Origin of the sequence: Ideonella lacteola (assembly GCF_038066555.1) — a bacterium.
Classification (GTDB): domain Bacteria; phylum Pseudomonadota; class Gammaproteobacteria; order Burkholderiales; family Burkholderiaceae_C; genus Ideonella; species Ideonella lacteola.
Window position 1 is genome coordinate 1 of record NZ_JBBUTG010000003.1, and the last position, 21,072, is coordinate 21,072.

Annotated in this window: 15 protein-coding genes; 6 read left to right on the top strand and 9 right to left on the bottom strand. The window is 68.9% G+C overall.

Annotated elements, in window-relative coordinates; all coding sequences use genetic code 11:
• Positions 1-139: 139 nt before the first annotated feature.
• From AACH06_RS05780 to AACH06_RS05790, 3 genes are read right to left on the bottom strand one after another with little or no spacing between them, the layout of a single operon-like run.
• Complete coding sequence (locus tag AACH06_RS05780; RefSeq protein WP_341424695.1) at positions 140-1,138, bottom strand: UbiA prenyltransferase family protein; 999 nt, start codon at positions 1,136-1,138, stop codon at positions 140-142.
• Entirely contained in the window at positions 1,131-2,096 is a 966-nt protein-coding gene (locus AACH06_RS05785; RefSeq protein ID WP_341424696.1) for an acyl-CoA desaturase, read from the bottom strand. Before AACH06_RS05785 ends, AACH06_RS05780 begins: the two co-directional genes overlap by 8 nt.
• Positions 2,093-2,476 carry a metalloregulator ArsR/SmtB family transcription factor gene (locus tag AACH06_RS05790; protein ID WP_341424697.1) on the bottom strand — a complete coding sequence of 128 codons (384 nt, stop codon included), beginning with the start codon at positions 2,474-2,476 and terminating at the stop codon, positions 2,093-2,095. The genes AACH06_RS05785 and AACH06_RS05790 overlap by 4 nt, the downstream gene beginning before the upstream one ends.
• A 104-nt stretch (positions 2,477-2,580) precedes the next feature.
• On the opposite strand from AACH06_RS05790, the gene AACH06_RS05795 reads away from it, so the two are divergent.
• The 6 genes from AACH06_RS05795 to AACH06_RS05820 all read left to right on the top strand — a co-directional run bounded on the left by AACH06_RS05795 (position 2,581) and on the right by AACH06_RS05820 (position 12,024).
• The gene (locus AACH06_RS05795; RefSeq protein ID WP_341424698.1) at positions 2,581-3,912 is read left to right on the top strand and encodes an SWIM zinc finger family protein; all 1,332 of its coding nucleotides are present in this window, start codon (positions 2,581-2,583) and stop codon (positions 3,910-3,912) included.
• Positions 3,909-5,468, top strand: a complete 1,560-nt coding sequence (locus AACH06_RS05800) for a DUF5691 domain-containing protein (RefSeq protein ID WP_341424699.1) — start codon at positions 3,909-3,911, stop codon at positions 5,466-5,468. Before AACH06_RS05795 ends, AACH06_RS05800 begins: the two co-directional genes overlap by 4 nt.
• Positions 5,465-6,562, top strand: coding sequence for an ATP-binding protein (locus AACH06_RS05805; protein WP_341424700.1), 1,098 nt, complete (start codon positions 5,465-5,467; stop codon positions 6,560-6,562). The genes AACH06_RS05800 and AACH06_RS05805 overlap by 4 nt, the downstream gene beginning before the upstream one ends.
• Positions 6,563-6,650: 88 nt before the next feature.
• On the top strand, positions 6,651-9,059 hold the full coding sequence (locus AACH06_RS05810) for a DUF5682 family protein (RefSeq protein ID WP_341424701.1): 2,409 nt from the start codon (positions 6,651-6,653) through the stop codon (positions 9,057-9,059).
• Entirely contained in the window at positions 9,056-10,243 is a 1,188-nt protein-coding gene (locus AACH06_RS05815; RefSeq protein WP_341424702.1) for a vWA domain-containing protein, read from the top strand. The genes AACH06_RS05810 and AACH06_RS05815 overlap by 4 nt, the downstream gene beginning before the upstream one ends.
• A gap of 227 nt (positions 10,244-10,470) precedes the next feature.
• On the top strand, positions 10,471-12,024 hold the full coding sequence (locus tag AACH06_RS05820) for a methyl-accepting chemotaxis protein (protein ID WP_341424703.1): 1,554 nt from the start codon (positions 10,471-10,473) through the stop codon (positions 12,022-12,024).
• Between the two features lie 132 nt (positions 12,025-12,156).
• On the opposite strand, the gene AACH06_RS05825 is transcribed toward AACH06_RS05820, so the two are convergent.
• The 6 genes from AACH06_RS05825 to AACH06_RS05850 form a co-directional block, all read right to left on the bottom strand.
• Complete coding sequence (locus tag AACH06_RS05825; protein WP_341424704.1) at positions 12,157-13,359, bottom strand: hypothetical protein; 1,203 nt, start codon at positions 13,357-13,359, stop codon at positions 12,157-12,159.
• 46 nt (positions 13,360-13,405) lie between these two features.
• The gene (locus AACH06_RS05830; protein WP_341424705.1) at positions 13,406-15,712 is read right to left on the bottom strand and encodes a hypothetical protein; all 2,307 of its coding nucleotides are present in this window, start codon (positions 15,710-15,712) and stop codon (positions 13,406-13,408) included.
• 66 nt (positions 15,713-15,778) lie between these two features.
• Complete coding sequence (locus tag AACH06_RS05835) at positions 15,779-17,404, bottom strand: FAD-dependent oxidoreductase (RefSeq protein ID WP_341424706.1); 1,626 nt, start codon at positions 17,402-17,404, stop codon at positions 15,779-15,781.
• A gap of 5 nt (positions 17,405-17,409) precedes the next feature.
• Positions 17,410-18,987 (bottom strand): polyamine aminopropyltransferase, encoded by a 1,578-nt coding sequence (locus AACH06_RS05840; RefSeq protein WP_341424707.1) that lies wholly within the window; start codon positions 18,985-18,987, stop codon positions 17,410-17,412.
• A gap of 84 nt (positions 18,988-19,071) precedes the next feature.
• Positions 19,072-19,293 (bottom strand): DUF350 domain-containing protein, encoded by a 222-nt coding sequence (locus AACH06_RS05845; RefSeq protein WP_423221993.1) that lies wholly within the window; start codon positions 19,291-19,293, stop codon positions 19,072-19,074.
• 88 nt (positions 19,294-19,381) lie between these two features.
• Positions 19,382-21,061 (bottom strand): DUF4178 domain-containing protein, encoded by a 1,680-nt coding sequence (locus AACH06_RS05850; protein ID WP_341424710.1) that lies wholly within the window; start codon positions 21,059-21,061, stop codon positions 19,382-19,384.
• Between the last annotated feature and the right edge of the window lie 11 nt (positions 21,062-21,072).

Consider the following 21,072-nt stretch of genomic DNA (forward strand, 5'->3'; position numbering starts at 1 on the left):
CGGCCCACAGGGTGGGCACCTGCCAGCGGCGCACTCGGCGTTGCCAATGCTCGCCGGGTGTCCAACCCGGCTGCGCTTGGCGCCTTGATTGCATCGCCGGCAGGTGTCCACGAACTTCCAATTTCTCCGTTTCACTGGACTAGCCAGTGGCCTCAGCACGATGGGCGTAGAACCCCAGGATGACTTCCTCGAAGTTGGAGATCAGCCACCGGGCGATGGGCAGCGCATACCAATTGAACATCGTGCTGACCCGATAGCGCATGCGGATCTGAAGCTCGGTCGAGCCGTCCGGGCGCGGTGTCAGTTGGTAGTCGGTATCGATCAGGTCGAAGTAGTGGCCGCCGATGCGCACGTGGTCGTCCAGCGCGTGGGGTGGGAACGAGTCTGCAGCGAAGCGGTAGGTCCATCGGACGTGCTCCTGTGGCCGCCACAGTGTCGCCACCTGGTCAAAGTGAATGCCACGGGCCATGGTGACGTGACGCACCGGCCCATCTGCCGTCTGCTCGGTCAAGCCGGCCTCGGGCAAGGGCACACCGATCCGGTACATCCAGGCATGCTCGACCTCATCCGGCTGGATTTCCCTTGCGTTCTCCAACTGCTGCCAGACGCGTTCGGGCGTCGCTTGGACGATGCGCGACCTTTCCTCGCTGTGAACCTCGACCGGTAGCGGCACGTGTTGCTCAAAGGCGCCCAGCAGCAGCGGCAGCGCCGCCAGGGTGTAAAGGGTGCGGTCGGGACGCCGGAACCGTCGATACACCCAACCCATCAAGAGCGCCCCCAGGCCGCCGACCAGCATGAACAGGGGCACGATGAGGATGGCGCAAATCAGCCCCTCGATCATCACCGCCAGCGTGCCCGCCACGAAGGCCAAGTTGGCCAGAGCCCCGAGCACGAATTGGGTGCTGGGGCGACCGGGTCCGTTGCGTTCGTCGAAGTAGGCCGCGGTGGCGCCTACCAGGGTCGGCACGAGGAACAGGAAGCTCGCCATCATCGGCGTGTAGGCCTCGCCGCCACGGCCGGAGAACCCCAGGCGCAGCGCCACACCAGTCAGTGCGCCAGCGGCCACGGGCCACAGTTGTCGAAGACGTTGGTAGCGGCGTTGGGCATCGCTCGCTGGCGATGCGGGGCGTTCAGACATGTCGCACCTCGGAATGGGCTGGCGTTTCTGGCGAGACGTAGGGTGGCCAAACCTCTGCACGGCGAGGCAAATCGGCCGGCAGGCGCAGATTCCAGACGAGGCCGACCCGCTGCAGGCCGCGGAGCACCCACCAGCCCGGATCCCACTCGCCGGCGTACAGGCCCAGCCGGGCAGAACCCGGGAATGCATGGTGGTTGTTGTGCCAGGACTCGCCCATGGTGAGCAGCGAAGCCCATCGCACGTTGCGGCCCTGTACCGCGGCGCCCCGGACGGTGTGGTGCAGCTCGCCATGGTTGTGGGCGAGGAATCCGATCAGCCAATGGCCGAACACTGCAACTGTGATGCGGGCGCACACGCCCCAGAAGACGAATCCCCAACCGCCAATGGCGTAGAGCAGCAAGGCCGGGGGCAGTTGCTGCGCCATCCAGGTTCGTTCCAGCCACTGGTAGAAAGGGTCCTCGGCGACGGCCGGTTCCAGCGCGATGCGCGGCGGACGGGCAAGCCGCAGGTCACAGTGCAACTGCCACCATGCATCGACCCAAAACGGGCGGCCATGCCGGAGGTAGGGGTGACAGTCCGGCAATCGCTGTGCGAAATCACGCAGATCGTGCTGGCGCAACAGGCTCAAGGGACCCGCCAGCCCCACCTGGACGCCCAGATAGACCAACAGGCGGGCCAACCATCGTGGGCATTGGAAGCTGTTGTGCACCAGCTTTCGATGGCTGCCCAGCGAGTGGCCGAACAACAGCACCAGCCCGGTGCTGATGACGAAGAGAAGAACGTGGCCGACGCTGATCGTCGCTGCGCCACCCACGGCGGCGGCCAGCGCCATACCTGCGAACCAGATGGATTTCGATGGCGCGTAGTGCACCGAGCCTTCCCGAACTTGCGAGAGGCAATCCGACTGCACACGGTGGGCAGTTGGAATGCTGCCGCCGGATTCAGCCTGACCACTCATGAGGCCTTGCGCCGCTTGGACGCCGCAGCGCGGGACTCACGCTTGAGCGGCCTGCCGACGGGGCACAGTTCCATCGCGTAGCTGGTGAGCGTGCTGGCCAAACTGTCCGCATTGAGCTTGTAAAGGACGAACTGCCCCTTCCGCTCACTGGTCACCAAGCCGGCGTTCTCGAGCACCGACAGATGCCGCGAGATGGCCGGTGCACTCATCTGAAATCGCTCTGCGAGTTCGCTGGTGCTCAACTCGGCTTCAGCAAGGTAAGCCAGGATCTGGCGTCTCGGGCCGGAGGCCAGCGCTTCGAAAACCTTGTCGAGAGAGCCCACCATGTCAGAAAATTCAACGATTAACTCATTTGTTAATACTTTACGGTTCGACCACACGTTCGTCAATGGATCGCGCTGTGTCTTCCACAAAGACGTGTGCCGTGGCGTCACTGCACTAGACTTGCCGGCAAGATATCGTCAGACAGAGGGAGCGGGCCAGCATGCAGCTGACCATGGAGGGGGTGTTGGCCTTGGCGCCGGATGACTCTTCGGCCAAGGCGGCGCGGGGTTTGACCTCGCCGGCCAAGTGGCCCTTGCTGGGGGCCGACGAACGCGCGGCCTGGGGCGAGTGCCAGGGCAGTGGATCCAAGCCCTACCAGACGCAGGTCGACTTCAACGGCCCCGCGTTTCGCTGCAGTTGCCCGAGCCGAAAGTTCCCGTGCAAGCACGGCTTGGCGCTGCTGCTGATGCGTGCGCAGGACAGCAGCCTGTTTCAGGGCCGAGAGGCCCCGACGTGGGTCACGGAGTGGCTGGCGTCGCGCGGCGAAAAGGCGCAGAAGAAGGAACAACGGTTGGCCGAAAAGGCCGCCGAACCGGTGGATCCGCAAGCGGTTGAGAAGCGCGAGGCGCAGCGCTGGCGCCGCATCGAAGCCGCGGGTGATGAGCTGCGCCGCTGGCTCGCCGATCAGCTGGCGCATGGCCTGGGTGCCTTGACCCCGGAGCTTCTGCGCGGTTGGCACACGATGGCCGCACGCATGGTCGACGCACAGGCGCCGGGGCTGGGCCAGCGGGTGCGCGATGCGGCCGATGGCGTTCGCCAGGGCGAGGATTGGCCGGAGCGCACCTTGCATCGCCTGGGCCTGCTGCAGCTGGCCGGCGAGGCCCTGGCTCGCCGCGCCACCCTGGGTGCACCGCTGCAGGCCGATCTGCGCGCCATCGTGGGCTGGCCGCATGACAAGGCCGAAGTGTTGGCCGGTGGTGAACGTGTGGCCGATCGCTGGACCGTGCTGGGGGTGATCCACGACGAACGCGATGAAAAGCTGGTGGAGCGCCGGGTGTGGCTGCGTGGCGAGCGCAGCGGGCGCCAGGCCTGGTTGCTGGATCACGCGTTCGGTGGCCGCGGTTTCGAACAGGGGTGGGTCACCGGGATGGGGGTCGAGGCGCAGCTTGCGTTCTTTCCGGGCGCGAGCGGCTTGCGGGCCTTGGCGGTCGACCCGATCGGCGCGCCTGAAGGGCCGACGTGGCACCGACCGACGTGGGTCGACGAGTGGCAGGCGATCTCGTCGCGCGTTGCCGCGTGCCCCTGGGTGACCTGGCATCCGCTGACCTTGACCGACGCCGTGCCGGTGCGTGATGGCGAACGGCTGCTCGCTGTGGCGGGCGACCGCGCCTTGCCGCTGGCCGTCGGCGAGACCGATGCGTGGGCGCTGTGGGCCGCCTGCGGTGGCCACCCGCTGCAGTTGTTCGGCGAATGGGACGGGCAGGTGCTGCGGCCACTCACGGGCTGGCGCACGGGAGCGCTGGCGCCGTGCTGGCAGAGGAGCGTCGCATGAGCAGCCTGTGGACCGCCTTGTTGCCGACGGCGATGGTCGGCACCGACCGCCAGCCCAGCCCGATGCCGGTGTGGCCTGGAGACATGGGGCGACTGGTGGCGCAGGCCACCGAGGAAGGTGAGCCGCCGGCCAACGCTCTGCGCGCCGCCGCCGTGCTGGCCGTCTGCAGCCTGGCCGGCGCGCAAGGGCAGCGTTGGACCGCGCCGCTGCCGGCCGCCGCGGCCGAGGACACCCTGCCCGCGTTGTCCGACCCCTCCCTGCTGCGCCTCATCGGATGGGCCTTCAGTGAGGGCCCGGCGCGGTTGCATGCCGCCATCTGCCTCGGCTTGGCCCGAGCGGGTCACCGTCTGCCCGACACCTTGCTGCCTCAGGCGCTCGAGCTGGGGCGTCGTTCGCTGGCCTTCAGGCCGGCGCTGGTGGAGGTGCTGGGCGAGCGCGGCCTGTGGCTGGCTGCCCAGCGTGACGACTGGCGATACGCTGCCGGCGTGAGTGCGGCCGAGACGCAGGACGCGCGCTGGACCGACGGCACCATCGAGCAGCGGCGGGCATTCCTCTCCGCCGAGCGTGCCGCGGATCCGGCCGCGGCGCGCGAGCGCCTGTCGGCGGTGCTCGGCGAGTTGCCGGCGAAAGAACGGGCCGAACTGGCGGGTGCCCTGGCGGTGAGCCTGGGCCCGGACGACGAACCATTGCTCGACCAGTTGCGCAACGATCGCAGCCGCGAAGTGCGGCAGGTGGCCTTGGGCCTGTTGCTGCGGCTGCCTGAAGCGCAGCATCCCCGGCGTGCCGGCGAGCGTCTGGCGCAGCTGATGCGGCACGAGCGGGTCTTGCTGCGCAAGCGCTGGCAGATCGACGCACCCACCGAGGCCGCGGCGGACTGGAAGTCGGACCAGCTCGATGCGGCGCGCCCCACCCACGAGTCACTCGGCGAGCGTGCCTGGTGGCTGTACCAACTGGTGCGGCAGGTGCCGCTGGGCTGGTGGACCACCCACACCGGCCTCCAGGCGGCCGAGCTGGTCGAATGGGCCGGCGGCACCGATTGGGCCGAGGCTTTGTTCCGCGCCTGGCGCGATGTGCTGTTCGCCGCGCCCGACGTGGCCTGGTGCGAAGCCCTGCTCGATGCCTGGCCGCAGAAGCTGCTGCGCGACGATCCGTCCACCGTGTTGGCGTTGCTGCCGACGGAGCGTCGCGAACGCTATTGGCGCCAGCAGCTGCAGACCGGCTCCATCGACCTCGCCCATCTCGTTTCCCGCATGCTGGCCGCTTGCGCGGTCGACGACACCTTGTCGGTCGAGCTCTCTCACGAGGTCGCCCGGGCCGTGCGCCTGCGTGCGGAGCCGGGCGCCTTGAACACCGGAGCACTGCGGCAAGACTGGCACCTGCTGCAGCAGTTGCCGGACCTGGGCGCCGTGCTGCACGTCGATGCCCTCGCCCCCTTGGCCGATTTGCCCCGGCCGCCCGACGAAACCCCCAGCTACGCCAACCACGTGCATGCGCTGACGCAAGTCGTCGCGCTGCGCCGTGCCCTCCACCTCTTCGTTTCTGCGAACACGCCATGACCGCCCCCACCCATGCCACGCCCGTCCTGCGACAGCACGCCGAACAGCAGTTCGCCGAAGAGCTGACCGAACTGCGCAAGCAGGACGATCGCCAGCGGCCCGAGAACTGGCTGCTCTCGCCCTGGGCGGTGGTGCGTTACCTGATGGGCGGCAAGCTCGACAACGGCTTCGAGGTCAGCGCCAAGTACATCGGCAGCCCGCGCCTGATGGAGATCGCCGTGGCCACGCTGGCCACCGACCGGGCGCTGCTGCTCTACGGCGTGCCGGGCACCGCCAAGTCGTGGGTGTCCGAGCACCTGGCCGCGGCCATCAGCGGCGACTCCACCCGCCTGATCCAGGGCACCGCGGGCACCAGCGAAGAGCAGTTGCGCTACGGCTGGAACTACGCGCAGTTGCTGGCCCACGGCCCGTCGGAGGCGGCGCTCGTGCCCAGCCCGTTGATGCAGGCGATGCGCGCCGGCAAGATCGCCCGGGTCGAAGAGCTCACCCGCATCCCCGCCGATGTGCAGGACAGCCTGATCACCGTGCTGTCCGAGAAGACGCTGCCCGTGCCTGAGTTGGGCAGCGAGGTGCAGGCCGTGCGCGGCTTCAGCGTCATCGCCACGGCCAACAATCGCGACAAGGGAGTCAATGAGCTGTCGGCCGCCTTGAAGCGCCGCTTCAACACGGTCGTGCTGCCCGTGCCTGCCAGTGAAGACGACGAGGTGGCGATCGTTGTCAAGCGGGTGGCCGAGATGGGCCGCGCCCTGCAACTGCCTGCCGAGCCGCCCGCGCTGAAAGAGGTGCGCCGCATCGTGCAGATCTTCCGCGAGCTCCGCAATGGCAGGACGGAAGACGGCAAGACACAGGTCAAGTCGCCCAGCTCCACGCTGTCCACTGCCGAGGCCATCTCCGTCATCAACAGCGGCATGGCGCTGGCCGGCCACTTTGGGGACGGTGTCTTGCGCGCACACGACATGGCGTCGGGCCTGATCGGCGCCGTCATCAAAGACCCGGTGCAGGACCAGGTGGTCTGGAACGAATACCTCGAGACGGTCGTCAAGGAACGCGCCGAGTGGAAGGACCTCTACCGCGCGTTCCGGGAGCAGCAGTGAGCGCACGGGCTGCGCGTCAGAGCGCCCGCGAACCGGCCCGCGTCGACCAAGCCAAGCTGCCGAAGCAGGCGATGGACGAGGGGCTGGCATGACTTCCCCGCATTGGTTTGGCATCCGCCACCACGGGCCGGGCTGTGCCCGCAGCCTGTGCCGGGCCTTCGAGGCGCTGCAGCCGGATTGCGTGCTGATCGAAGGGCCGCCCGAGGCGGAGGGCCTGCTGGCCATGGCGCTGCACGAGGCGATGCGGCCACCGGTGGCGCTGCTGAGCTACTGCCCCGACGAGCCTCAGTGGGCCGTGTACCACCCGTTCGCGGTGTTCTCGCCGGAGTGGCAGGCGCTGCGTTGGGCGGTGCGGGCCGGTGTGCCCATCCGCTTCATCGATCTGCCGGTGGCGCACGGGCTGGCGATCGAGAAGGCCCGCCGCGATGCCATGCAGGCTGAAGCGCGGGCCGCTGCGGCCGCGGAGGAGCCTGAGGCGGGCGCTGCTTCGCCAGCCGATGCACCTGCGCTGTCGCCGGTGGTCGACGCCGGGCCAAACGACACTCACCCTGAGGACACCCACCCCGTGGACACCGACCCTGCGGACATCGACCCCGCAGCGTCCTCACCCGCGAGCGTGGCCACGGGCGACCCGCTCGATTGGTTGGCGCACGCGGCCGGGTACGCCGACGGCGAGGCCTGGTGGAACCACATGGTCGAGGAGCGCGGTGACGGCGAAGAGCTGTTTGCCGCGATCGACGAAGCGATGACGCTGCTGCGCGCCGAATGGGAAGCCGAGCCGCCCCGGGCCCGCGATGTCGACGAGGCGCAACGCGAGGCCTGGCGCGAAGCCCACATGCGCCAGTGCGTGCGGGCCGCCCAGAAAGAAGGCCACCAGCGCATCGCCGTGGTCTGCGGTGCCTGGCACTTGCGCGGCCTGAAGTCCGAAACCACCGCCAAGGCCGACAGTGCGCTGCTCAAGGGTCTGCCGAAGCTGAAGGTGCAGACCACCTGGGTGCCGTGGACCCATCGGCACCTCGCGCGCGCCAGCGGCTATGGCGCGGGCATCGAATCGCCTGGTTGGTACGAGCACCTGTGGAACAGCCACGACAGCCCTCGGCCCCGCGCCATAGGTTGGCTGGCCCGCATCGCGCGGCTGATGCGCGAGCGCGAACTCGATTGCTCGTCCGCCCACCTGATCGAGGCCGCGCGCCTGGCCGACACGCTGGCGGCGCTGCGCCAGCGGCCTGCCCCGGGCCTTGACGAGCTGCACGAGGCGGCGCGCACCGTGCTGACGCTGGGCGACGACTCGGTGCTGCACTTCATCCACGATGCGCTGGTCGTGGGCGACCAGTTGGGCAGCGTGCCGCCCGATGTGCCCACCGTGCCGTTGCAGCGCGATGTCGAGCAGGCACAGAAAAGCCTGCGACTGAAACCCGAGGCCCTGCAAAAGACACTCGACCTGGACCTGCGCAACGCCAACGACCTGGCCCGCAGCCACCTGCTGCACCGGCTCAACCTGCTCGAGGTGCCGTGGGGCAGCCTGTCCAAGGTGGGCCGTTCCGCGCGTGGGACCTTCCATGAAGTCTGGACGCTGCAGTGGCAGCCCGAGTTCCAGCTGCTGCTGATCGAGGCCAGCCAGTGGGGCCAGACGGTCGCACAAGCGGCGACGGCGCGGGTGGCCGAGCGTTGCGCCCAGGTGCAGACACTGGCCGAGTTGTCGAAGCTGGTCGATCAGGTGCTGCTGGCTGACCTGGAGGCCGCGGTGGCGGTGACCACCCAGGCGCTGGAAGACCGCGCGGCGCGCACGGGCGATGCCCAGCAACTGCTGGCTGCGCTGCCGGCGCTCGCCAACGTCTACCGCTATGGCAACGTGCGCCAGACCGATGCGTCGATGGTGGGCCATGTGCTGGATGGCCTGATCGTGCGGGCCGCCATCGGCTTGCCGCTGGCGTGCAGTGCCGTGGACGATGCCGCCGCCGAGGGCCTGCGCCAGCATCTGCTCGCCGCGCATGCCGCCATCGGGCTGCGAGATGGCGAAGCGCAGACGGCCGAATGGCAGCGCGCCCTCTCGCAGCTGGCATCGCAGACCAGTGCGCACAAGCTGCTGCAGGGCGTGGCGACGCGGTTGCTGCTCGACGCCGGGGCCTGGAGTGCCGAGCAGGTGGCCACCGCCTTGTCGCTGCATCTGTCGGCCGGCGCCGAGCCGACCGAGGCCGCCGCCTGGCTGGACGGTTTCCTCAACCGCAATGCCGTCGTTCTGCTGCACGACGCCCAGGTCTGGCGCCTGGTCGACGACTGGCTGGCCTCGTTGAGCGACGAGCACTTCATTCGTGTGCTGCCGCTGGTCCGCCGCACCTTCTCGGCGTTCGAGGCCGGCGAGCGGCGTGACCTGGGCCAGCGCGCTTCGCAGGGGGTGCGTGTCGCGGCCCCCGTGGCCGCCGAGGCCGATTGGGATGAAGCCCGCGCCATGTTGCCGCTGCCGCTGCTGCGCCAGCTGTTGGGAGTGAACGCATGACCGACTTGCCGCTGAACGACGTCCAGCGCCGCGCCCGCTGGCGCCTGGTGCTGGGCAGCGAGGCCGATGCCAGTTGTGGCGCACCGACCGGCGCGGCCGTGGAGATGGACCAGGCGCTGGCCGCGCTGTACGAAGCGCAAGGCCCTGGCGGCCTGCAGTCGAAGGACCGGCGCGGTGGGCGCGGCGGATCGGCGCCCAGCGTGGCGCGCTGGCTGGGCGACATCCGCAAGTACTTTCCCAGCTCGGTGGTGCAGGTGATGCAGCGCGACGCGCTCGAACGCCTGAACCTGCGCGACATGCTGCTGGAGCCTGAAATGCTGGCCAGTGTGCAGCCGAACGTGCACCTGGTCGCCAGCCTGTTGTCGCTGTCTAGCGTGATTCCTGCGGGGACCAAGGACACGGCGCGGCTGGTTGTTCGCCGCGTGGTCGACGAGCTGATGAAAAAGCTCGAAGAGCCGCTGCGCTCGGCCATCAGCGGCGCGCTGGATCGCAGCCAGCGCAATCGCCGGCCGCGCCACGCCGAGATCGACTGGCACCGCACCATCCGCGCCAACCTGAAGCACTGGCAACCCGATCACCGCACGATCGTCCCCGAGACGCTGATCGGCTACGGCCGCAAATCGCGTCGGCCCCAGCGCGAGGTGGTGCTGTGCATCGACCAGAGCGGCTCGATGGCCAACTCGGTGGTCTATTCGAGCATCTTCGGCGCGGTGATGGCCACGCTGCCGGCGGTGGCCACCAAGCTGGTGGTCTTCGACACGGCGGTCGTCGACATGACGGAGCAACTGGACGATCCCGTCGAGCTGTTGTTCGGCGTGCAGTTGGGCGGCGGCACCGACATCAATGGCGCGGTCGGCTACTGCCAGTCGATCATCCGCGAGCCGCGCAACACCATCCTCGTGCTGATCTCCGATCTCTACGAAGGCGGCGTCGAGGCCGGGTTGCTGCGCCGTGCGATGGAGCTGGTGGAAAGCGGCGTGCAGTTCATCACCCTGCTCGCCCTGAGCGACGAAGGCGCACCGGCCTACGACCATGCGCTGGCGGCGAAGCTGGCGGCGCTGGGTGTTCCTTCGTTCGCCTGCACGCCCGATGCCTTCCCGGGCCTGATGGCCGCGGCGATACGCCGCGATGACGTGGGGGCCTGGGCCGCGGCGCAGGGGATGGTCGCCACAGGCGGCGGCTGACGGCGAGCCTGTCGCGAAGGGGGCTTCAACGCTTTCGTTTGGTTCGGCGCGCATGCTTATGCGTATCCTGATTTTGGAAGCAGTTGGCCACCACATCCGGGCTGTTGAAGTGGAAATGCTTGGCGTTTTGGAGATTCGTCCGCCTTTCGGCTGGGCCGCCATTGCCGAAACTCCATGGGGTATCCGGTGCCCACGGCACCCCCTTTTCACCTCAACCGCCTAATTCCATGATCAGCCTCAGTCACCTCCGGATCGGGCCCCGATTGGGTCTTGGTTTCACCATCGCCGTGCTCGTCACGGTCTCCATGGCGCTCTTCGCCCGTTCCGAGTTTCAGGAGCTCAGCGCACAGGTCAAGGCGCTGGCGGGCCAGCGCATGGCCACCGTCGCGGTGCTCGCCGAGGTCAAGGACAACCTCAACGTGATGGCGCGTGGTGCGCGCAACATCATCCTCATCGCCGACGAGGCCGGAAAGAAGTCTGAGAAGCAGCGCATCGATGAGAGCGCCAAGGCGATCGACGGCTTGTTCAAGCGCTTGAATGAGATGGTGACGACGGAAACCGGGCGGCCCTTGCTCCAGGCGGTGTCGGCGGCGGCGTTGCCTTATAAAGAGGCGATGGACCAGGCCGTCGCGTTCGGCATGCAGGGGGACGATCCGGCGGCCATATCGGCGCTGCTGAAGCAGGTGCGGCCGGTGCAGGCCACCTACTTCAAGGCGGTGGATGCGCTGGTTCAGCATGAACAGGCCGAGATGACGGCCACCGCGCAACACATTGACCAGATGGCCACGCAAGATGGCGCGTGGCTGCTGGCGCTGGCCGCGCTGGGCGCCGCCGTCGGTGTCGTGGTCGGCATCGGCATCACCCAGTCGATTGTTCGCCCCTTGGGCGATGCGGTGTCGCTCGCGCGCACCGTGGCGCGCGGCGACTTGAGTTCACGCATCTCGCCCCGTGGCAAGGACGAAGTCGCTGAGTTGCTGTACGCCATGAAGAGCATGAACGAGGGCCTGGTGGCGGTGGTCGCCCAAGTGCGCCAAAGCAGCGACAGCATCGCCACCGGTTCCAGCCAGATCGCGACGGGAACCGCCGATCTGAGCCAGCGCACTGAAGAGCAGGCCAGCAATCTGCAGCAAACCGCAGCGTCGATGGAGCAGCTCGCCGGCACCGTTCGCAGCAGCGCAGAAACGGCCCGCGAAGCCCATCAGTTGGCCGACGATACCGTCGAGGCCGCGCGCCACGGGGGCGATGCGGTCGCCCTGGTGGTGTCGACGATGCGCGAGATTGCCCAGTCCTCACAGCGCATCCACGACATCATTGGCGTCATCGATGGCATTGCCTTCCAGACCAACATCCTGGCGTTGAACGCGGCGGTGGAAGCCGCACGCGCGGGCGAACAAGGCCGCGGCTTCGCCGTGGTCGCTGGTGAAGTGCGGCTGCTCGCCCAGCGCTCGGCAGAGGCGGCGAAGGAAATCAAGACCCTCATCGGCAGCAGCGTCGAGCGGGTCGACATCGGCGCGCGGCAAGTCGATGTCGCGGGCCAGGCCATGAGCAGCATCGTTCATCGCGTGGAACGCGTGGGCACGCTCATTCGCGAGATCTCCAACAGCGCCGCCGAGCAAAGCACAGGCATCGGTCAAGTCGGTGAGGCGGTGGCGCAGCTGGACCAGGTGACCCAGCAAAACGCTGCGCTGGTGGAGCAAAGTGCCGCCGCCACGGAAAGCCTGCGTGAACAGGCCTCTCGCCTGGCCGAGACCGTTCGCCAATTCAAGCTGGCCGTCGCTTGACGCAGGCCATCGTCCGCTTCTTGCCCGCCAGCCCGAACCGGCCCGGCTCCTCGGCCGAGCCGGCGAGCGCGCGGCCCGCCGCGACGGGTTGGCGCAGGGTGAGTTCGTCCGCCGCCTGAGGGGCCTGGCGCGTCAGGTTCCCCGCGTCGGATGAGGCCCATGGGGGTGGCCCGGGCTTGCTCCATGGGCGCCGACCAGCGCCGGCTCCCAGGCGGCATCCGGGGCGCGGCCCAGCAGCGCGCAGACCATGGCGCCCAGGTTGACGCCCAGCGTCTCGCGTGCCGCCAGTGCGCCACCGTCGTCGCGACGGGCCTGCGGGGCGAAGCGGGTGAAGGTGGGCCAGTCCTTCGCGAGTTGCTCGACGATGATGCGCGCCAGGTCGTAGGACAGCTTGTTGCCCTCGTCGGGGCGGCGGAAGGAGGCGCCGGTCCAGAACTGCTGGATCTCTTCCGGGCCCCAGAAGCGGCGATGCATCTGCTGCAACTCATGCGGGGTGTGCGCGCCCGGTCGGTTGCCGGTGAGGCGTTGCTCGGTGTTCACCGCAATGCCTTCGTCCAGCCACACTGGCAGGCGCAGCGGGGCGAGCGCGGCGTGGGTCAGCTCATGTGCGATCACCGGCTCGATCTGAGACAGGCTGTCCGCGCGCGTCACGAAATGCGGGCAGCCGGCGTCGATGAACATGCCGCCACTGAAGGCGAGCTCGCCCTCTGCATGCTCGTAGGCCGAGGTGTAGCCGTAGTAACTCTCTTCATCGTCGAGGGCGATGAGAATGCTCCGGTCGTCCTCGCGCCGGGGGGCGAGCCCGTCGAGCACGCGGGCGACCCGCTGTCGGGTGCGCGAAACGAACGCAGCCGTGTTCTGGGCAGCGCGCGGTGTCAGGGACGACAGCAGCCACACACCGTCGCCTTCGTGCAGCCAGGCGTGCTCGCCCATGGCGTTGCGCAGGTGCAGCAGCCAGGCCTCTTCGGCGATGCGACGCCCGTCCCGCGCCGAGCCGGGCGCATCGGCCAGCCAACCCTGAACGGCGGTCCAGTCGAACACCGGCCAGCCTTGGGCCAGCCGCAGAAACTCGTGCACATCGACCGCCGAGCGACCTGGCACTTCGATCAGCGCCGGTGCCGGCGCTTGTTCCGGCGCCGGCTCGTGCCCCGGGGCCTCGGGCAACCGGTCCATCAGATGCGCGCGCACGGTGAAGGCGCCGAGGAACGGAATCAGCCAGATGGCCGCGATCAAGACACCACGGTGATCGATGGCATCGCCCGCGCGCAGCAAGCGCCGGGTGATCCAGAGGTTCAGGGCCAACCAGGCGGCGAAGGTGAGGAGGGCCCAAACCATGGATTCGTGTCTGCGAACGCTGAAGTGGATGGAGCGCCTTGGTGTCTCAGCGCGGCGACGGGTGGTCGCGCAGAAGCTGCCGCGCGCGTTCATTGCCCGCAGCGGCGGCCTTGGACAGCCACTGGCGGGCCTCGACCTCGTCCTGGGGCACCTCCTGGCCCTTGAGCAGCGATTCGCCCAGGTAGGCCTGGGACGGTGCCCAGCCCAACTCGGCGGCCTCGCGCACCTGCTGAAGGGATTCGTCCCGGCGACCAAGTCGCCACAAAGAGCTCGCCATCAGCGCATGCACCGATCCGTCGGTCGGGCTGGTGCGAACGGCCCGCTCCAGCAGGTCCACGGCGGCTTGGTGTTGACCTTGTCTGGCGAGGATCCACGCGGCTTCGTACAGGGCCATGGTCAGGTCGTCGGCAAAGGGCTCGAGCGCGATGGCCTGCCGCGCGAGGGCCAGGGCGGCGTCTTCGCTCTTGTCGTGGCGCAGGTTCTGCGCACGACGAACCAGCGCCATCGCCTCCAGCGTGTTCAGCGTGGCTGTCGGCATGCCGGCCGCACGGCATTCGGCCAGGAACTCGTCGCGCGCGCGCTCTTGCCCGAGCAGGGCCATGTACTTGCGTGTGAGCGCGAGGCTGCCCGGCTCGACCGCCAGGCCGCGGTCCAGCCACTGGCGCATCTGCTGCCGATCGCGGCGATCGTTCGCCGCGTCCATCAGGTGCACGTACGACAGAATCGGCTGGGCCGTCAGCGCAATCGACTGTTCGAGTTCCTCGATCTGCTTGTCCACCACGGCCTCGACATTGGCGGACGGAGACACCCACTTCTCGAAGCCTGCGCGGTGCAAGGCGGTCGCCTGGAACTTGCGGTGTATGCCCCGCGCGAGGCGAGCGCCGTAGGACTGCGGGTGGCCCGCGACCCACGCATCGAACAGGGTGTCCAGCTCGGGATTCGGGTCGTAGAAGTCACGGTACGCGACCAGCACATCCATCGAGCCGATCTCGCGCCGCTCGAAGCGGCGCTGCAGGTCGCTCAGCCGCGTGTCGAGCTCGTCGTACTGTGCGGCGAACAGCAGCTTCAACAACGGTCCGCGTCGCTCGGGCGTGTAGGCGTTGAGCACCAGCGCGCGGTAGAGCGGGTCGGGCCAGGCGCCGGTGCCGGCGCTGACGGCTGCGCCGCTGCAGGGCTGGATGTCGGTCCACGCCCAGCCGAAGCGGCCGGGATGCTGCCGCACGCACACCGTTTCGCCGGGGCTCACGTTGTTGTAGGTGGCCAGCGAGACGTTGTACGTCCGTTTGTTGGCGTGAACATCGAGCGGACTGACGTCGACCGAAAACAGCCGCCAGTGGCCGCCGCTGAAGTGCTTGGCCAGGACGACCGCGGGATCCGCGTGACCACGGTCGTTGTCCAGGCGTGTGTCGAGCAACACCAGCACAGCGCTGGCATAGACGACCAACACCGGAATCATCGGCCAGCGTTGGGCATCTTCCATCCGGCCGGGCGACAAGCGCCATGCCCAGGCCACCAACAGCGCGCCCAGCAAGGCGGTCGCCGGCAAGATGGCGGCCCAGTGCTCCAGCGTCACTTCAGAGAACTGACGGATGGCCAAGGCTGCGCTGGAGAGCAGCAGCAGGCCGTACAGGCTGGGCCTCAGGTCGCTGGGCGAGCTGTCCAGACGCAGACGACCCGACGAGACTGACACGGCGGCCAGCAGGATCAGCGGCAGCAGGGCCACGGCGAACAACGGTGCTTCGAGGTCACGGCGCCAGAACACCGACGCGATCACGAGGGCAGACAGCACGAGCACGGCGACGCGTGTGGTGGCGTGCCAGCGTTGCCAGCGCGGCCAGCGTTCGTCGGTGGCGTCACCCCAAGCCGGATCGGAGACGATGGCGTCTCGGGCGGCCCGCTGATTGATCTCGTCCAGATCCGGGAGTCGGGCGAGCCAGGCTTCGAAGGCGGCATCGCTTTCCCAACCACCATCCAGTCGCATCGAGCCACCGTCAGCGCGAGCCACGACGAGCCGCGTGACGGCCCTCATGCCGTAGGGCTGCGGTTGGGTGCGGACGCCCTCGATCTGGCCCACCGCGATGACGCGATGTCGCAGCATGCCCTGCACTTCGATGGCGTCCACGCGCAACACGATCTCGCGACGCAGCGCGTCCAGGGTGCATAGCGCGCCTAGAAGAGCCAGGAGCCACGCGGCGGGGTGGAAGTACACCAGGACCAGCCCGGCGAGCAGGATGGCGGCAGCGACGACCTTCCAGCGCAGCCGCGCACGGTAGCGCCGCGGGAACGACGCCGGCTCCAGCGGCGGTGGCTGATGGCCGAATGGGGGCTCGTCCAGTTCAATGCCATGTGTCATGGCCGTCCCTCCCGATCGTTTTTCGATGGTTGTGGGTGGGATTCTTCCATGCGTCCGGTCGGCTCGTCAGCCTTCACCGACGGCGCCCGCCCGCACCCCTTCGCAGAAGGCCTCTTCGAACACGGAGTACGCGCAGAGGTCGGCATGCGCGAAACGCAGCCGCCCCCGACGTTCGCGCAAAGCTTGCAGGGCGGGATCGCTGCGCGCCCCGGGCACAGGGATGCGCATCGCGTGGCCGTAGCGCATCAGATCGGCCTGTTTCACGCGGCGGGGCAGATCGGGGTGCAGGGTGGTGGCGATGTCGTGGATGACCCGCTGGGCCCAGGTGGGCGCGGTGTCGGTGAGCAGCGCGGTGCGCTGGGTTTCGGGCAGTGCGGTGTAGACGGTGAGCACCGTGGCATCGCGGACCGGGTTCAGGGATTGGTGTCGCGCGTCCACATAGCCGAGCGAGGCGTTCGAGCCGGCGGGTGCATAGGCCACGTTGTCCCAGCTCGGTGGCGCGCCGGGCCGGTCGATCAGGGGCTGGTCAAGGTGAAGGTTGCTGACCAGCCAAGGGGCATAACGCGCCCGTGACGCGGCATCGGTCAGCGCCGACGGCGGATTCGCCAGCACGCGAGCGGCGATGAAAAAGGGCAGTGCCACGACCGCCCGTGGTGCAGACCAGGCCTCGGCCTGCTGCGCCTGCTCGTTCCAGGCCAGCACGCGGACCTCGTGCCGGTCTTCTTCGATGCGCAATACCGTGCGCCCCGCGTGGATGCGTGCAGCGTTCGGTGCGGTCAACCGGCGGGTCAGCCAGGCATTGCCTTCGGGCCAGGTGAACACGGGGCTCTCACCCGCCTCGGTGGCCGGATCGCGTTCGCCCGGCGCATGGAATCCATGGCGGCTGGCAAAGTAGTGGATGCCGGCCCAGGCCGAGACGGTGGACAGGCCCGCACCATAGTCATCGCGGCAGGCGTAGTCGAGGTAGGCCAGCAGGCGGTCGTCGTGCAGGCCCTCGGCTTTGAGCCAATCGGAAAAGGTCTGGGCGTCGAGCGCCGCGTGGCCGGCCGTCCAGCCCACCTGGTGGGTCGGCAGGGCGAAGCCCAGGTCGCGTTGCAGCGCGGCCGTGCGCTCGGCAAAGCGGCGGTACTGCGCGAGCGTGTCGGGCCGGTCGCTGGCGTTGGGCAGCAGGCCTTCCTGCCACACACCGTCGATGAACAGGCGCTCTTGCGGGCTGTGGCACAGGTGGCGTTCGTCGGGGACGCTGATGCGACGGATTGGATCGAGGCGCATCAGGCCGATTTCATGCAGCCACTCGCTCACCTCGCGCGTCTGCGGCCCCGGCACCGGCAGATAGTGCGCGCCGAGCGGGCAGGCGAAGCCCGCCAGCTCATGGCCTCGGCTGTTGCCGCCCGCCTCGTCTTCCAGCTCCAGCAGTTGAGCGTCGTCGATGCCGCCGCGTACCAACCCGCGCAGGGCCGACAGGCCGGCAATGCCGCCGCCGATCACCAGCGCCTCGGCGCTGCGCTGGCGCCCCGGCGTGGGCAGGCTGCCGGATTTCGATGCCAGCGCGCGAATACGGTGGCCCCGCTCGTGCGCGGCGCCTACCCAGCGGGCTTCGACCGGCGAGCCCGCCTCGAAGCGGTCGCAGGCGGCCAGGCCCGCCGCGATCGGTGCCGCGAGGGCGGTGCGCAGCCAGCGGCGTCGGCCCACGGCGATCACTGGTGCACCCGGCCCCATTCTTCTTCGAAGGTGTGCACCAGCACCTGGTTGGACAAGCGGTTGGGCTCGGCGGGCACGCGCGCCATGTCGGGCGGGAAGTCGAGCAGAGCGTCCAGCCCCGGCAGCGTCAGGAAACGCAGGCCGCTGGGCAGCGCGGCCGGGCGGTGCCAGGGGCGGCGGCTGGCGATGATGAAACCCCATTCGCCAAAGCTCGGCACATGGGCGTGGTACGGGGTGGCGGTCAGCCCCACGGCTTCAACCGTGGCCGCCACGGTCCAGAAGCTGTGCCGCGCGATCAGCGGCGAGGTGGTCTGGACGACGGCATAGCCGCTGGCCGCCAGGTGCTGGTCGAGCAGCGCATAGAAGCTGGTCGTGTAGAGCTTGCCGATCGCGAAGTTGCTGGGGTCCGGGAAGTCGACGACGATCACATCGAACATCTCGTCGGGGTGCTGTTCCAGCCAGCCGAAGGCGTCGGCGTTGACGATTTTCACTTTCGGGTTCGTCAGCGACTGCTGGTTGAGCGACGCCAGCAGCGGTTGCTGGCTGAACAGCGTGGTCATGCGCGGGTCGAGCTCGACCAGCGTCACCTGTTCGACCGAGGGGTACTTCAGCGCTTCGCGCACCGCCATGCCATCGCCGCCGCCAAGCACCAGCACCCGCTTGGGCGCGCCGTGCGCGGCCATCGCGGGATGCACGAGCGCTTCGTGGTAACGGTATTCGTCCTTCGAATGGAACTGCAGATTGCCGTTGAGAAAGAGCCGCACGCCGCCGGCGCCGCGGCTGACCACGATGCGCTGGTAGGCGCTGGTTTCGCGGAACAGCACCGCCTCGCCGTAGAAGCGCTCTTCGGCCCAGGTGGTCAGCCGTTCGGATTGGGCGAATGCGCCGGCCAGCACCAGCACCACCGCGGCGCAGGCGACGATGTGGCTGCGCAGCCGCGGCAGCTCGCCCCGGAACATCCACAGCGCCCAGGCCGCCACCGCCGCGTTGAGCAGGCCGAAGAAGATGCCGGTGCGCACCAACCCGAGGTGCGGCACCAGCAGCAGTGGGAAGGCCACCGCGACGACCAGCGCGCCCAGGTAGTCGAAGGTCAGCACCTGGGCCACCAGATCCTTCAGGCCGTAGCGCCGACTGAACTGGCGCTTCAGGATCCGCATCACCAGCGGGATCTCCAGACCCACCAGCGTGCCCACCAGCACCACGCCGCCGTACATCAGGATGCGGAACGGCCCCATGCTGGCAGCGGGCAGGCTGGCGTGGGCGGCGAACAGCGCGGCCGGCATCAACCCGCCGGCCAGGCCGACCAGCAGCTCGATGCGCAGGAACTGCGCCACCAGCTGCCGCTCGATGAAGCGCGACAGCCACGAGCCCAGCCCCATCGCCGCGAGGTAGCTGCCGATGACGGTGGAGAACTGCAGCACCGAGTCGCCCAGCAGGTAGCTGGCGAGCGCGCCAGCCGCGAGTTCGTACACCAGCCCGCAAGCGGCGATGACGAACACCGATGCCAGCAGCAGCACCTCGGCAGGGGCCACCCGGGGCGTGGCGTCGGGGGCCTCAGGCGTCAGAGGGGTCATGCCAGAGCGTGTGAAGGGCGCGCGGCTGGTCGGCAGGCGCGGGCCCACCCGCCGCGCGTGGCGGCGCCAGGGCGGCGTGCCGCTTCAGCCGTGGATGGCCGCCGAGACGATCAGGCCGATCGCGATCGCCGTCGAGCCGACGACGATGGCCAGCGCCGTGTTCTTCTTCTCGCAGATCTCGCCCCACAGGTCGTAGGGCGTGATCTTGTCGACGATGACGAAGCAGATCCAGAAGATCGCCACGCCCAGCAGTGCAAACAGCAACGAGCCGAAGAACACCTCGGGCTTGAGCCACTCGATTCCCATCATGTTGATTCCTTTCCGTCGCGCCTGTGAATGGCGTTCGTCTGGTGAGCCGGCGTCGGGCCGCGCGGCTGCCGGCGGCGCCTGAGCTTCATTTGTGGCCTCCGCCGCCGCTCGAATAGCCGCCGAACGAGCCGCCGCCGCCGTGGTAGCCGCCGGACGAGCGCTGGTTGCGCAGGCATTGCTGGTACTCGGCGCTCGATTCGCCGAACGTGGCCCTGGTTTCGTCGCAGTCGTCGTTGCTGCAGCGGGCCATCAGCACCACGACGACCAGCACCACGATCAGGATGATCACGCCCTGGCTGAGGCCACTGCTTCCGCCGCTGCCGATGCTGGTGCCCAGGTTGCTCGACAAGCCGGACAAGGGGCTGCTGTCACGCGAGAACGCGCCGTGCAGCGCCGCCGGGATGTTGAAGGCCTTGGCGACGTCGGTGGACGGGATTGTTCGGCCCAGCGACCACACCACCTCCGAGCCGGTCTGCTCGCGCGACATCTTGCCGCCTGAGGGGCCGTCGTAGTCGGTGACGTCAGCGCGTTCGTCTCGCCGCACGCGCCAGTAGAACTCGCCCTGCACCCAGGTGACCTTGGCCGCATAGCGGTAGCGTTGCCGGAAGGCGGCGCCCTTCCACGTGGCACCCCGGCCATTGACCTGCGGTACACCGGTCATCGGCCGCACCCAGCTCCAGCCGTCTTCCGCGTCCACGAGGAAGGCGAAGCCGGCGGTGCGGTTGAACAGCAGGTACTCGCGCCAGAAGGTCTGCTCGTCGTCCTCGTCGTCGGTGCCTGGCAGCGGCAGGTCGCAACGCTCCATGTAGCCGACAACCTGCCAGTCGAGCGGGCCGTCGTCGCCGAGTGCCAGGCGGCCGGTGCGGCCGATCGGGATCTGCGGCTCCAGCCCGCCCGGGCCGGAATTGTTCTGCGCGTAGTAGCGCAGATCCACGCCCACTGCGTCGGCGGTGCTGTTCAGGTCGACCACCGCCCGGCACTGCGGGCAGCTCATCGACTGGGTCGATTCGAGCTTCGGGCTCAGCGAGGCGCCGCAGCTGGGGCAGGGCACAGTGCGGCCCTGCAGTGTCTTTTCGCTCGTCTCGCGCAGGCCGCTCAGCGCCAGCGACGACAGCGCCACCGACTGGCCCACCGACCAAGCCGGCTGGGTGGGGTTGGCGTCATCAAGTGTGGCCACCTCCCCGGTGGTGCTGCGCAGGTCCACCACCGTGAACTCGGTGCCCATCAGCGGTGGCCGCGGCAACTCGCCCTCGGCGGCCAGCAGCTTGGCGCGCACCACCGAGGCCACGCTCCAGGCGTTGGCGCCGATCAGCCGGCGCTCACCCGCATGCAATTCCGCCAGCGGCGGCACATCGGCCGGCGTGGGCAGGTCGAACGAGAGAACGTAGGCGCCGTTGTCTTCGCTCAGCCAGGCGGCGCGTGGGGCGCCGTCGGCCCCCGCGCCATCGAACAGCACATGCCATTCGTTCCAGGTGCCGTCGGCGTAGGCGTACTGCAGGCGGCCCACGATGCTGAAGGGCACGCCCTGGTGCTTGCCGCGCACCCCCAGCTGCAGCGGCGAGTGGTCGTCGAACAGCTCGGCCGAAACGCCGATGCGGCGCAGCGTGGCGCCATCGCGCAGCACGGTGGAGCGGCAGAAGCTGCAGACCGCGCTGGCCGACGCCGACGAGGCGAACTCGACCGGCGCGCCGCAGCCCGGGCAGGCAGCCCGCCAGGCCCGCTGAGCACGCGGCGGCGGGCCCGATGAAGGTGGTTCAGTGGCCAACGATCAAAGGC